The sequence below is a fragment of the Allocoleopsis sp. genome (assembly GCF_036703385.1).
Lineage (GTDB): Bacteria > Cyanobacteriota > Cyanobacteriia > Cyanobacteriales > Coleofasciculaceae > Allocoleopsis.
The window spans coordinates 1-13,864 of record NZ_DATNPA010000420.1; the positions used below are offsets into that span (position 1 = coordinate 1).

Here is a 13,864-nt window from a genome sequence, read left to right on the forward strand (position 1 = left end):
TTAGCCGACATGATATCAAGGTGATTTGACATGAATTACATTCCACTTGCAGCACGGATTTGCCTGTCTTTGATATTCCTATACGGTGGCATAAAAAATATTACGGGATTTTCAGCTACCCAGCAGATGATTGCTGCTAGAGCGCCAGTCCATTACTCAATGTTGACAGACGTAACAGGGTATGCATACCTATACATACACCTCTCGTTTAGGGCGAAGCATTCGGGTGATGAATTATCGCGAACGCCTAAAATTTTCCGTCCGAATGCTTCGCCCCTACATACCCCATACTCTGCCGCTTTTGTCAAATACTTCTACTGGACTGGCGCTCTAGGACACGACCTTGTTCCCTACCGCCTTACTCCTAACTGGATTTTAGACTAAGAAAAATTGACTCAGCTGTAACTCAAAGCTGAGAAAGAAGAACGTTCAGAGAAAAAATAGAAATTAAGCGGACTTTTTCGTCCGTTTTTTGTGTGATGTGTGCCCTTTTTTAACGACTGGGTAACGAATTTTTTTTGTACGTTTAGGTTGAACGCCCGTAATTAGACTAGACACGGAGACACAGAATCGGGGAGACGCAAAGACAGTTTTTGTCATGGGCAATCATCCCGGCTTGAGCTTAAGTCTGTATCATTTCATGCCAGTTTCATTGCGCTGACTTTTATTCGCGATTGGCACTGGCGAACTTAACTAATTTTTTTGCCGTAATTACTGCTTCTCTACTCCCCGCTCCTTGCCATCGTAGTCTAAACTCCAGTTACTAAAAAATATACAAAAGCTTAAAGTTGCACACTTAGTTCATTTTTACAGTGTGTTAATATACCAAACGCAAAGGGTACGATATTGTCGTACCCCTACAAATAACGGCGTTGCTGAAAAGAAGTATGAAAAGACAACCTAGATCCCCGATTTCTTTGTTGAAACCCTGATTGCTACTCAATGAATTTGAATTAGAAATCGGGGATCTGCCGACAATCATACCGTTATTCAGCAACGCCCAAATAACAATATAAGGTTGGTTTTATCCACCCTAGAGAAGAGTATTTAAGCTCCTTCACGCAGCTTATCCAACACACCCCGGTCTTCCAAGGTCGAAGTATCGCCTGCAACTTCTTGACCGGCAGCCAGATTTCGCAATAACCGCCGCATAATCTTACCCGATCGCGTCTTGGGCAGTGCATCAGTAAAGCGGATTTCACCGGGACGTGCGATCGCGCCTATCTCCTGCACCACATGCTTCTTTAGTTCCTTGGCTAACTCCTCACTCGGAGTTTGGTTGCCTTCGAGGGTAACAAAAGCAAACACTTCTTCCCCTTTCAACTCATCCGGTTTACCCACAACCGCCGCTTCAGCTACAGCCGGGTGAGAAACTAGCGCTGACTCAATTTCCATCGTGCCGAGACGGTGTCCGGCAACACTAATCACATCATCCACGCGCCCCATCACCCAGTAGTAACCATCTTCATCTTTCCTGGCACCATCTCCCGCAAAATAGACATACTCCCCATCTTGGGGTGTAATGTGTTCCCAGTAGGTGCGACGGAAGCGATCGGGGTCACCGTAAACAGTACGCATCATCCCCGGCCACGGGTGCTTCACCACTAGATAACCGCCCTCGTTATCTCCAACCGACTTCCCGTCCAAATTCACAATATCAGTGAGAATTCCTGGGAAGGGAAGCGTAGCAGAACCGGGCTTAGTTGGAATGGCACCGGGTAGGGGTGTAACCATAATCCCGCCAGTTTCCGTTTGCCACCAAGTATCGACAATCGGGCAGCGTTCACCACCAATCACGCGGTAGTACCACATCCAAGCTTCGGGATTAATCGGTTCTCCCACCGTTCCCAGCAGTCGCAAGGAAGAAAGATTTCGCGCCTTGGGATGGTGTTCGCCCATCTTAATGAACGCACGAATCGCAGTCGGGGCGGTGTAGAAGATGTTAACTCCGTGTTTTTCAATCACATCCCAGAACGCACCAGGATTTGAACCACGAGGAGCACCTTCATACATCAGGGTGGTGGCACCATTGGACAAGGGGCCATAAACAATGTAGCTGTGACCGGTAATCCACCCCACATCAGCGGTACACCAATAGACATCCGTATCCTGGAGGTCAAAAATCCACTTCGTTGTCATGTGGGTGTAGAGGTTATAACCTGCGGTGGTGTGAACAACACCCTTAGGTTTGCCGGTGCTGCCACTGGTGTAGAGAATGAACAGCAAATCTTCGCTGTCCATCGGTTCGGCAGGACAATCCGCTGAAGCATCTTTCTGTAAATCATGCCACCAGTGGTCGCGATCGGGTTCCATGTGGATTTGTTGTTCCGTGCGTTTGACCACTAGGACTTTTTCGACTGTCGGCACTGCATTATTGGCCAAGGCTTTGTCTACTTGGTCTTTGAGAGGAACGATCGCATCTTTGCGCCACCCTCCATCAGCAGTTACCACTAATTTAGCTTCACCGTCAATTAAGCGATCGCGCAAGGCTTCGGCACTAAACCCGCCAAAGACAACGCTGTGGGCAGCACCAATTCGGGCACAAGCGAGCATGGCGATCGCTGCTTCTGGAATCATGGGCATGTAGATACCCACGCGATCGCCCTTTTGCACACCCAATTGTTTCAAGACATTGGCAAACTGGCAAACTTCCCTATGCAATTGAGCATACGTCAGCGTGCGCGAGTCACCCGGTTCCCCTTCCCAAATCAACGCTGCCTTATTCCGACGCCAGGTTGTGAGGTGTCTGTCAAGACAGTTGTAAGAAATATTAATCTTGCCGCCGACAAACCACTTCGCAAACGGCGGTTGCCAGTCGAGTACAGTATCCCACTTCTGGAACCAATGCAACTCACTTTGGGCTAAATCTGCCCAAAACGTCTGGGGGTCAGCTTTGGCCTTATCGTAGAGTTGTTGGTACTCGTCCAGACTCTTGATGTGAGCGTTGGCAGAAAACTCTGAGGAGGGCGAGAATAAACGCTTTTCTTGAAGAATAGATTCAATCGTGGGCTGAGACATATTACATCGCTGTAATCGGCTTTATTATTCAAACTCATTCTGAAGGCAGATTTGCCCGAAACTTGTTTGAATTTCATTAAGAAATACAACTTGTCCTCAGCCCACGCTCGATAGTTGCCTAAGCGAATGATACTGGCTGACCGATTTCAGGAACCTCGTCAAGTTCAATGCGAAACGTTCCCTCAAATCCGGTTTCACTGACTTCAAACTCCCAACCGCCGTTCGCCTTCCTCATCAGTGTACCGCCCTCCCGATCGTTAGTGTGGAGATAGAGTTCTAACGGAGTTTTCAAAAGGGCGCGGACGAAATATTGCTTAGAGAAAATCACATTGTCCGAGAACCCAATACCAAATAAATCGCGTTCCCCGACATAAAAACCCAGACGCATCACCATGTCTTTCTCTGTGATACTCTCATCATCGAGAATCGCTGACGTGTCGAGATAACCTTCCCAGATTAGTTTGTTTTCATCTGCCCAGGGAAAGGCAAGCTGATCGTTCGGTTCGCTAAAGTCGATACTTCGATGGTTATCTGTATCTGATACAGAATGGGTAAAGGGACCATAGCAATTTTCTGCGTCTTTGCTTTGATTGAAAAGCTCGAAGTCCACGCGACGCGGCTTAATAGAAACTCCGAAAAAGAACTCGCTTTTGCCAAATAAATCCATCCCTAAGGTGGCTTTTCCTTTGACAAACAGCAAACGTACCTGCGTGTTTCCAAAAAAGAAGCGCGTTGCGATTTCAAACGCCTCTCGTGACGTAATTAGCGAGTCATTGCCGCCATGACACTTATGGACAAAGGTTCGAGGTGTACCAGGAATTTGGGCAGATGTTTGTTTGACTAAACCATCGCTTCTGTTGTAGGTTGGTCCGAACTCACCAGGCATTGAGAAGAGACGGTTTAACCCAGAGGAAGCTCTAGAGGTGATGTCAGGGCCGTAGCTGCGGTAATTTGTACCTACTACAGTTAGGAGTCGGTTCAGGGGGAAATGCTTGTGGAAGTTCTTGTAAGACACTGGATTCGTCTCGTCTTCCTGAAAATCCGGGTTAAAAGCTTCTATTTCTTTTTCAGCATCTTTGTTTGCATCTTTATCTTTTTCAACCTTAAGCAGCAGTTTAAGAGCATCTACGTCGAGCCAATCTTTCAGAAGCTGGAATGTAATGCCTCGGTGTGGTGTACCGAGAGTAACTATTTTGTTGATGTACTTCTCTGCTGCTCGTTCATCTCCCTTTTCCTGTGGATAGGTGCGTTGAACTGCCTCGCGAACAATCAATCCACCCATAGAATGGGCAATGATATTAACTTTGGCTTCTTCACCTATCTTGTCTACTGTTAGTTCACGAATAAAATCGATCAACCGAACAAGGGCTTTCCCATACGTCTCAAATTTTCGGTCATCCAGGTCGTAGTACCGGAAAACCCAAAGCGTGCGTAGCGGGTTGTCTATGGTTCTCAGCAGGTAAAAAGCCATGTCCGGATTGATAACTATCCTATCACCTGAAAAGTAGCCCTTACGTTCCAAATCCTTAAATTTATTCAAGAGATTGGGATATTTTTTCTTCATCTCAGGCGGAATAAGCGGTTGATAATCTTGCTTTTTACTGTAGTATCCGACGACATTTGTTGCGTCTTGATATTTCCAGTTCGATTTCATCAACCGTAGAACCATTCCTTCGTAGATGTAGTTTTCACCTTGTTTTTGTGGATAGACAGTACCAACGTTGAATCTTTGGTAGGCGTCTAGCTTCTCATCAGCAGTGTCGAGTCCGCCAAAACCGCGAATCAAAATGATGGGCTGCTCAAGACGTGTAGGTTCAGACATGCTTATCTCTTTTTGCTGCTCAATTTGGTCTGAAATACTAACTACAGATGGTTTCCTATCGCTCCGAAGTTGTTTGTAAATCTTAACGAGAGCGTTCGCTATTTTAGTAAAGATTGTTTTACTATCATGCGGTAGGTTGCTTCAACGCCACGATGAATCAATCGGCTAATTCGGCGTTTTTCACGCGCTTGCCCTGCCGGATAGACAAACGCTAAAAGTTCTGAATGATAATGCACGAGAGAGTACAGCCGCAATAGATGCTCCCTGGAAATGCAGCGAAGTGTACCCGACCAATCGGTAGAATTGACCTTCTAAGAGAATATGATGATTTTCGGTAGTTGTATGGCAAAGAGCTACAGGCGGCTACAGGCTAATCAACTCTACCCTTTACCCCAGAATTCACCAACGCGATCGCACAGGGAATGCTGTCACAAATGGCTCACCTTGACAATTCCTCCGAATACAGTAATTTCAGTTAAGTTATTTTCAGTGCGTTTGTGTGAAGCGCAGCTAACGCATCACCCTTTCTCAGGATGGGAAATAACTCTATTCCCCACCAGTCACGCAAAAGACTGATGAGCTGACTCTGCAATGTTCATAACCTCTTTAGCCAATCGGGTGTTTCAGGTTTCTGAGAAAGTACCACTCCGCATTCTACTGGTGGTGCCGTTCGTCCTCCAGATCTTTGCCGTTGTAGGAGTTACAGGGTGGATTTCCTTACGCAACGGGCAAAAGGCTGTTGAGGAAGTGACCACTCAGTTACACAAAGAAATCACTCAGCGTCTTGAGCAGCATCTCAATTCCTACCTAAAAGTCCCTCAAATCGCCAACCATCTTAATGCAGATGCCATAAGCCTTGGTTTGTTGAATATCAACGATCTTCCCACCTTAGAGCGCTACTTCTGGAACCAACTCCAAACGTTTGACTCTCTCGGATATCTGGCCTTAGGCAAGGAGAATGGTGATTATATAGAGGTTTTGCGTCAGAACGACGGTCAATTCCGGGTCAGGGTAAAGGATGCCACTACAGGTACATCCCGTCAGACTTATGCCCTTTCTCCTGAGGGAAAACGCACAAAATTTTTGCAGAGCGAACCAGACTATGACCCTCGGCTTCGTGCTTTTTATCAGACAGCCGTAACAGCAGCCGGTCCGACTTGGACAGAGGTTTATTTATGGCTCGACAATCGAGCACTCAGCACCGATGCCGTCCGCCCGATCTCCGATCGCACTGGAATACTTCAAGGGGTTTTGAACGCCGGTTCCAGCCTTTCCCAAATCAGTGAATTCCTACAGCGCTTGAAAATCGCTCAGACTGGGCAAACCTTCATCATCGAACGCTCCGGACTGTTAATCGCCACGTCTACACCAGAGAAACCCTTTTTAATTAAAGACGGTACGACCGAGCGCCTCAAGGCATCCGAGAGCCGAAATTCCTTGACTCGACTCACAGCCCGGTATTTGAGCCAACACTTTGGCAACCTCTCCCAAATTAACAGCAGTCAGCAGCTGACATTTAATATGGATCATCGGCGACAATTTGTGCGCATCACCCCGCTTCGAGAAGCTAAGGCTGAATTAACAGATGCCTCACTGCTGCCTGACTGGCTGATGGTCGTCGTTGTGCCTGAGACAGATTTCCAGGAGCGCATTGATGCAAACACCCGCTCTACCATAGTGCTTTGTTTAGCCGCCTTGGTGTTCGCCACACTATCGGGATGTCTAACTTACCACTGGATTACTCAGCCGATTTTACGTCTGAGAGCAGCTGCTATTGCACTCTCTAGAGGGGAATGGAACCAGACTGTACCGGTCGAGCGATCGGATGAACTGGGTGTTCTCGCCAAAGCGTTTAATCAAATGGCTCAGCAGTTGCAAGCCTCCTTTGTCACCCTGTCTGTGCGCCAAGCCACTCTTGCCGAAGCCCAAAGAATTGCTCATGTGGGGAGTGGGGAACTGGATTTAACAGGGAATACGATTACGGCATCGGAGGAACTCTTGCGTATCTTTGACTTGAAGCCCAGAGAAACGCCACTCCATTACAGCGAATATATCAAACAGATTCATCCAGAAGATGTGGAGATTGCCACTCAAGCGATCGCTCAACTCATCCAAGACGGTCAACCCTGCGAATTTGACTGTCGTCTCCACCGATCGGATGGTTCACTCCGATATATTTCGATCAAAGGACAGCCCACTTTAGATCGCCAAGGTCAGGTGATTCGGTGTTTCGCGACAGTTATGGATATCAGCGATCGCAAACTGGCGGCACAAGCACTGCAACAGGCCAAGTTAGACTTAGAAATCCGGGTGCAGGAGCGCACGGCTGAATTGAGCCAAGCCCTAGAGCAGTTGCAGCAATCAGAAATGCAACTCAAAGAACAAGCCTTTCAGTTGCAACAAGCCCTATCGGAACTCCAACAAACCCAGTCACAACTGATTCATACAGAAAAAATGTCTTCCTTGGGGCAATTGGTAGCGGGTATCGCCCATGAAATTAACAATCCAGTGAGCTTCATCTACGGTAATCTGGCTCATGCCAAGGACTATACCTCTGACCTTTTTCGACTGTTGCACCTTTATCAAAGCCACTATCCTTTACCACCCCTAAGCATCCAACAGGAGATCGAAGTCATTGAGTTAGATTTTTTGATGGACGATTTTCCGCAGTTGCTCAGTTCAATGCAAGTGGGTGCGGAGCGCATTCGTGAGATTGTCCGGTTACTCAGGAATTTCGCTCGCTATGACGAGGCTCAGATGAAAGAGGTGAATATCCATGAGGGAATAGACAGCACGTTGATGATACTGCAAAGCCGACTGTCTGGAGCCGCTGGGCAGGGAGGCATTCAGGTGATTAAGGAGTATGGGGATTTGCCGCTAGTCGAGTGCTATGCCGGTCAGATGAATCAGGTGTTTATGAATCTTTTGACCAATGCGATCGATGCGATCGCTCAAAAGATACCCGTGGCAATGATGGCATCTGGCAGCACCAACGAGGTATCGCGGGAGAAGAGCCTCAGGAGCCAGAGGGAAGTAAACGAGTTTGTCCCTTGTATTACTATTCGCACAGGTTTACTGAAAATGAGCAGTCAACCGGATAGACATCAATCCTCATCCCTGATACCGCGCCTGTATATTCGGATTTCTGACAATGGTTGTGGCATGAGTGAGTCTCTACGCTCTCGGATTTTTGACCCGTTCTTTACGACTAAACCCATTGGTGCAGGTACAGGCTTAGGTTTAACAACCAGTTATCAGATTGTGGTAGACCATCACAAAGGTACGCTAGATGTGGCATCGGTAGAGGGGCAGGGTAGCGAGTTTGCGATCGAGCTGCCGCTAAGGCAAAATCAGGGGAAGCAAAGGGACAAATCTTAATCATTCCCTGAGCATTCGTTGGTAGACGCGAGGGTCTCAAAAACACTTGAGTTGCAGCTGATCGCAAAAAGTCGGTTAGATCAATGGCTTAGGCGACGCCAAAGCGTATGGCGAACGCCTGCACCAGCTTCACAATTTCAAACGTGACAAAGATACTGAGGATGACTGTAACTAAATTATTCAGTAGGCGGGTGTTGCCATAGCCAAAGAGAGAGGCGACAAACTTGAGAACTACAATGAATAACCCGATAAGGACAGCAATTTGCAGGGGTGTCATATTTCTCTTCCTGAGCAACGATCAACTATTGAACGACGTTTTGCCGTTCTTGGCAAACTCGAAGGGATGACTGCTTCAAACAGCGACCAGTGACCCGTGATCAGTGAGTAGGTTAAACGTGGCGATTGAATCTCAACTCTTAGCGCAGCGGCAGCATTCTTAGCGCGGCAACGTACTACCTGTAGAGGTGGGGTTCATTCGTGAGAGCGAAGGTGAAACAGGTTAGTAGCTGTGGTTATAGATAGCTTTACCCCTGATTGGACTCGCGGCTGATGCTCGGAAAGATTTGCGATCGCCCACAGACAGGCTGTAATGAAAATGCTAGAGAGTAGACGCCTCTTCATAGCTACCTCCGACTGATTGTTTTACCTATCTACTGGCTTATCTCTCTGTAGGCAGGAAGGTTATGCACATTTCACCCACTCCCCACTCCCCCTTTAAGCTCACTGCTTACTGTTCTCTCCGAGATTGCATAAGGTCGGCTGGCTCAGAGGTAGAAAACAGTAACAGCGTCTGATTCCATTGATGAAATTTAGTCTAAGGGGGGTGAAACCTATAGATGGGGAAAGGTAAGGTTGAGAATTATCCATTACTCCAGAAGGAGAATAGCATGGCTCACTCAGTCTTCTGTTGCAACTTGCTCGCTGATGGGAGCCTTGCCGAGGAATACGGTTCAGTGAAGATACTAGGATGAGCTGTCATCGGATGAAATTGCAATGAGTGCCGCATCGAGATACTGGAGAATGGTCAAAATTGATGCTGCTGGAAAACGCACAATCGAGGAAGTTCCATCGGCAAAAACGTTTTTCTTAGCCTCATTTCCGGAATTTATGCCTCAAAGCGAGGTACCGGATGCTCTAATCCAGCGTCAACTGCTGCACTGGATGAGGGAAGCTCCTGAACAGGAGGCTGATAATACAAGTAAATGTTGCTTATCACAACTTTGCCTGGTATGCTTCATCTCCAGCCAAATCGAGCGTGTTTGCCTGCAATTGGAAGGCCATTTTGGTGCTGAACACGGCTTCACCTGTGGTGATTTATTACGCTGTGTCTTAGATCACGACAGCAGCAGATTCAAGAGGAACGCGACTCCCACAGTCTCGACTTCTTATCAATCTCTGCCCCAGGAAATTCTGCAAAACTTCAGTCCAGAACAGAGCAGTTTAGCCACTTGGACTACTCGCTTGGTGAAGCATCATCGAGAACTGAATACTTTTCTGCTCGAACACGGCGTCTATCTCGTTAGCGATTGGGCAATCCTCAACGATACTAGTTCCAAACAAATTCAGCGTATTTTTTCGCAATTTCACCAGCTAACATTATTTGAAATTCAGCAAGCCAAGGGACTTTTAGAAAGTTACCATGCCGTCTATCGGGCTCAACGCTTGAAGCAACGCCAGCAAGGAATTAAGGGTCAGTGCCTACCACCAACCAGGGAACAACTTGAACAAATAGCTCAACGCCTATTTTCCCAAACGGGTGAGAGGTTTCGCAGCGAAACCGTGATGGCAAAACTTCAAGAAATGGCTTCTCGCCTAAGAGATTACCGAATTTATGTTCGGGGTGGTTCTCTCCCCACAGAATCGATGGACGCCCCTACAACGAAAGTTGATGCCGATCGCTCTTTATGCCGTGATTTTATCGATGACCGAAACACCACTGACGAACAAACGGAGTTTTTGCTCTCCTATCGTCAACAATTCGTCGCTTGTTTAGACGGGGCTATAGCCAAAGTAACCGAAGAGCAAGCGAGGAAACTCCAGCAAAAAGACCCCCAGAAAGCTGAAAAATTTCTTAAGGCTTTGCAGTTGTTTCACTGCCAGGGCAAGTCAATGGGGGAAATTGCCAAAGCCGTGAATTTACAGGCTCAGTACCATGTCACAAGGTTGTTGCAGCTGAAATCCTTTCGTGCCGATATTCAACAGCAATTTTTAGTGCTATTACGCGATCGCGTCATCCATGAAGCCAAAACCTACACTGATCCGGAACGCCTCGAAGCTCTTGCGTTACAAATCGAAGAGGCTCTAGATGAGCAAGTCAACCAGCTCATCCAAGAAGCCGCTACAGAAGCGGCGACAGCCACTGGCACGAAAAAACAAACCACAACCAGTCTCTTTGCCGAGAGACTCTGCCTCTACCTCGACACTAGGAGATCTAACCATGACTAATTCCCCGAATCGGACTGCCCAAATGTGGCTTGATTTTGATGTCTTGCCAACTGAAGCTATAGATTTATCCCCCGCCGTTTTTGAGCAAGCTTTGAATTGGAGCGCTCAAATTCCTGATGAAGAGCGGCAGTGGCAGACTTATCTCAATGGTTTGGCTCTCGGCGGTTTCGAGGAATGGCTGAGCTCACGAGCAACAGACTTAACTCTCAATCGGAAAGAATGCTCACTAACGCAGCCCTCTCTGGCTAATGCTATTGATGCTATTAGCAATTTGAAAGTAGGTGAATTCAAACTTTGCCTAATTGCGATGGGTAGCCTCACGGATGAAGAAGTTACCTTACCCAGAGCGGTTGTGGATTTACCCGAATTTGTGCCTCATTTTTATGTTGTGGTAGAAGTGCAAGAAGAACAAGAAACTGCCAAAATTCAAGGCTTTTTATCTTACGAACAGTTGGTCAATCAATGCCAGAGGGCTGACTTAGAGGCAGAGGAAGATTGGACTTATCAGCTACCTTTAAGCTGGTTTGACAACAACCCAGACCGTTTGTTGCTGAATCTGCGCTGTCTGGAACCCACGGCAATCCGCTTACCAGAGAGTGTGAGTCACCGCTCGATGCAGCTAGCACACAAGCGTTCGGAACTGGAAGCATTGTTACCTGAATTACAGTCACCCGATCGCCAATTGTGGCAAATTTTGACTTGGGAACAGGGAGCGCTGGTTCTGACGAACCCGGAATTACTCAACTGGGTGTATCAAGTCCAACAGGGAGCAGACCCAACCAAGGGGTTCGGCGCTGTGCGAAAACACTTAGCAGACACGCTGCAAATGCTCACCCAACCGGCGGTTAATGCAGGACGCTGGTTGTTGGGTGAACTCGATGAGTTGGCTCAGGAATTATCTTGGGTACTGCTACCCAGCTTTGCTCCCGCTAGCGCGATGCGATCGCCAGTTGAGGAATTTCAAGCCATTGTCACCCAACTCAGGCAGACAGAGGTCGAGATTCCGCTAGAAGCGCGGGGAGCGTATCGTGACCTGCGGTTGGCGGGAATGCCGCTACGACTTTATGCCGTAACGTGGCCTTTGCTCTCTGGCTCGATGCCTGAATGGACGTTGTTGCTGGTATTAGGGGCTACCCCTGGTACTCACCTACCTCTCGGCCTCCAACTCCGAGTTAGCGACCCAACAGGCATTTTGGTAGAACAGGTTTTGGATAACCAACAGCGGGATTCCTATTTCTTTACTCGTGTTGTCGGCAGCTGGGATGAGATGTTTATCGTCACTGTCAGCTTACCTTCTGGTATCGAACAGACGTTACCTCCCTTTAGCTTTAATCCCCAAGAGCAATAGACAGATTGCGTAAAGCACTGATAAAACCCTGATAGGTACTCTAAGTACCGAAAAAAATCGACTTTTGTCAGGGCTCTACTGTAAGTGCATAACCTTTCAAAGGTCAGAGGTATACCCAATTGAGCCAAAAATCCTCGAATCAGTTGAGGGAGAACTTTGACCATGCAATCTTGTCTTTATCATCAAGCTGAAGCAGAATCAGGACGGCTGTATGAACCGGGAAAAGATCACTACGGCGTTTCATTTCACGGTTCTCCCACCCCGTTGGGTCAAGGCTCTTGCCTTGGCGTTAGTCGCACAGGGACATCTAGCTCATTATCGGTTCCTAGCGGAGAGCCTGCGATCGCGCCTAGCGCATCCGCGAAGCCAGTTCCCAGCGTTACCAGTGAACAATATGGCAGAGAAAGCCTAGGGACAGGAAGTGGCGAACTTTCCCACAGCACCGTTTCTCCGGCTAGTCCCAGCCAGTTGCAAGCTACTCTCAAGATGTTTCAACAAGCTTTGGCAATCGCCCAAGCTAAAAATAACCGGATTAACCAAGTCAACATTCTCAAGCGTATCGGGATTATTCACTGCAAACTGGGAGAACATGCCTGGGGCATCAAGTGCCTCAAGCAAGCCTTACAACTCGCTCAAGCCCTTAGGCATCCGGTGAGCGTTGGTATTATTCTCAATTATCTGGGAGCCGCTTATCGCCAGACGGGTCAGGAACATAAGGCGCTGAGGGTTTATTTACGAGCTTTAGACATTGTCAAAGGCATCGGGAATGAGGCTGGCGTTGCCCTCCTCCTCAATCACCTTGGGGCTGTTTACAACAGTTTGGGTCAGTCCGATCAGGCACTATCCTGTTCGCGTCAAGCGTTGGAAAAGCTTCAGGACTTAGGCAATGCGCCCGATGGAGAAGCCACAGCTCTGCACACTATTGGAGAAATTTATTTGCAGATGAGGCGCTATCGTCAGGCGCTGGCCTTCTTGGAGCAAGCCTTAGCGATTGAGCAAAAAATCGGCAACCGCAAGGGTGAGGCAAAGGTTGTAGAGAGTATTGCTACCGTTTACGTCCGCATCAACCAAGAGCGGCAGGCACTGGAATTGTATCAGCGGGCTTTGAAAATTCGTCGGGAAGTGGGTGATTCGCCTCACGTTGAAGCCAGATGTCTTGATTACATCGGAGCGATTCACTACAAGAGCGGGAATCGTTCTCGTGCTTTGTGGCATCATCTCCAGGCGTTAGGGATGTTGCAAGCTCACAACTATGCATTTGGGAGCGATAGATTTCTCGATGACACAGTTGCGATCGCCAAGTTACTCCAGAATGTAATCATCGTTTATGACCGTCTTGGTTTGCATTCCCAAGGAATGAAGTGTTACCAGCAGGCTCTAGATATTATCGGGACTTTCGGTGAAAATGCGTGCGAAGAAGCCATCCACAATTTCTTGGAGCAAGATGGGATGAAAAATTCGTAATTTGTAATGCTCATATAATTTTTTTTTACGCAGAGGTCGCAGAGGGTAACGCAGAGGGACACAGAGTTTTTGAAGTCTACTTTCATTTAATTGGAATGTCACTGACTTAAGCAAAAAGTAGTCGTTTTTTGAGAAAAATCCAGATTGGGGGGTCTCCCCCCAAACCCCCCGCTGGGGGACGGAGTGCCTACCTAGAGACCCCCTGCACAAGGGTTGGTTGGAAAGTAAGAAAGTAGGAAAGTTCTTAAGTCATATCGCTTCCGTTTAGGTAGTCATTGTATGCACAAGGGCAGGTAATCTTGGGTATCTAACGGAGGTGCAATAGTGTGCGATACTTCCTGATGTCAGGCGATGACCAGATCGAGATGGGGCTCGCCAACAAACCCTGA

The 13,864-nt window shown here is 47.7% G+C and carries 9 protein-coding genes; 5 read left to right on the forward strand and 4 right to left on the reverse strand.

Annotated elements, in window-relative coordinates; all coding sequences use genetic code 11:
* Window positions 1-30 precede the first annotated feature (30 nt).
* Entirely contained in the window at window positions 31-384 is a 354-nt protein-coding gene (locus tag V6C93_RS20735) for a hypothetical protein (RefSeq protein ID WP_333478573.1), read from the forward strand.
* 663 nt (window positions 385-1,047) lie between these two features.
* Here the strand turns inward: V6C93_RS20735 and acs are convergent.
* Window positions 1,048-3,018, reverse strand: a complete 1,971-nt coding sequence (gene acs, locus V6C93_RS20740) for an acetate--CoA ligase (protein ID WP_333478574.1) — start codon at window positions 3,016-3,018, stop codon at window positions 1,048-1,050.
* Between the two features lie 118 nt (window positions 3,019-3,136).
* A complete protein-coding gene (locus tag V6C93_RS20745; protein ID WP_333478575.1) occupies window positions 3,137-4,840 on the reverse strand; it encodes a hypothetical protein in 1,704 nt (567 codons plus the stop codon).
* Window positions 4,841-5,431: 591 nt separating this feature from the next.
* Between V6C93_RS20745 and V6C93_RS20750 the strand changes: the two genes are divergently transcribed.
* Window positions 5,432-8,218 carry an ATP-binding protein gene (locus V6C93_RS20750; protein ID WP_333478576.1) on the forward strand — a complete coding sequence of 929 codons (2,787 nt, stop codon included), beginning with the start codon at window positions 5,432-5,434 and terminating at the stop codon, window positions 8,216-8,218.
* Between the two features lie 88 nt (window positions 8,219-8,306).
* On the opposite strand, the gene V6C93_RS20755 is transcribed toward V6C93_RS20750, so the two are convergent.
* Both V6C93_RS20755 and V6C93_RS20760 read right to left on the reverse strand, forming a co-directional pair.
* On the reverse strand, window positions 8,307-8,495 hold the full coding sequence (locus V6C93_RS20755) for a hypothetical protein (RefSeq protein WP_333478577.1): 189 nt from the start codon (window positions 8,493-8,495) through the stop codon (window positions 8,307-8,309).
* Between the two features lie 194 nt (window positions 8,496-8,689).
* Entirely contained in the window at window positions 8,690-8,839 is a 150-nt protein-coding gene (locus tag V6C93_RS20760; protein WP_333478578.1) for a hypothetical protein, read from the reverse strand.
* 372 nt (window positions 8,840-9,211) lie between these two features.
* Here V6C93_RS20760 and V6C93_RS20765 point away from each other — a divergent pair, with 372 nt between their 5' ends.
* From V6C93_RS20765 to V6C93_RS20775, 3 genes are all read left to right on the forward strand, one after another.
* Complete coding sequence (locus tag V6C93_RS20765; RefSeq protein ID WP_333478579.1) at window positions 9,212-10,663, forward strand: hypothetical protein; 1,452 nt, start codon at window positions 9,212-9,214, stop codon at window positions 10,661-10,663.
* Window positions 10,656-12,011, forward strand: a complete 1,356-nt coding sequence (locus V6C93_RS20770; protein WP_333478580.1) for a DUF1822 family protein — start codon at window positions 10,656-10,658, stop codon at window positions 12,009-12,011. Before V6C93_RS20765 ends, V6C93_RS20770 begins: the two co-directional genes overlap by 8 nt.
* 162 nt (window positions 12,012-12,173) lie before the next feature.
* Entirely contained in the window at window positions 12,174-13,475 is a 1,302-nt protein-coding gene (locus V6C93_RS20775) for a tetratricopeptide repeat protein (protein ID WP_333478581.1), read from the forward strand.
* Window positions 13,476-13,864: the final 389 nt, after the last annotated feature.

Bases quoted from the DNA above. Each gene is read 5' to 3' on its own strand.
- V6C93_RS20735 (WP_333478573.1), top strand. From the start codon at position 31: ATGAATTACATTCCACTTGCAGCACGGATTTGCCTGTCTTTGATATTC.
- acs (WP_333478574.1), bottom strand. From the start codon at position 3,018: ATGTCTCAGCCCACGATTGAATCTATTCTTCAAGAAAAGCGTTTATTC.
- V6C93_RS20745 (WP_333478575.1), bottom strand. From the start codon at position 4,840: ATGTCTGAACCTACACGTCTTGAGCAGCCCATCATTTTGATTCGCGGT.
- V6C93_RS20750 (WP_333478576.1), top strand. From the start codon at position 5,432: ATGTTCATAACCTCTTTAGCCAATCGGGTGTTTCAGGTTTCTGAGAAA.
- V6C93_RS20755 (WP_333478577.1), bottom strand. From the start codon at position 8,495: ATGACACCCCTGCAAATTGCTGTCCTTATCGGGTTATTCATTGTAGTT.
- V6C93_RS20760 (WP_333478578.1), bottom strand. From the start codon at position 8,839: ATGAAGAGGCGTCTACTCTCTAGCATTTTCATTACAGCCTGTCTGTGG.
- V6C93_RS20765 (WP_333478579.1), top strand. From the start codon at position 9,212: ATGAGTGCCGCATCGAGATACTGGAGAATGGTCAAAATTGATGCTGCT.
- V6C93_RS20770 (WP_333478580.1), top strand. From the start codon at position 10,656: ATGACTAATTCCCCGAATCGGACTGCCCAAATGTGGCTTGATTTTGAT.
- V6C93_RS20775 (WP_333478581.1), top strand. From the start codon at position 12,174: ATGCAATCTTGTCTTTATCATCAAGCTGAAGCAGAATCAGGACGGCTG.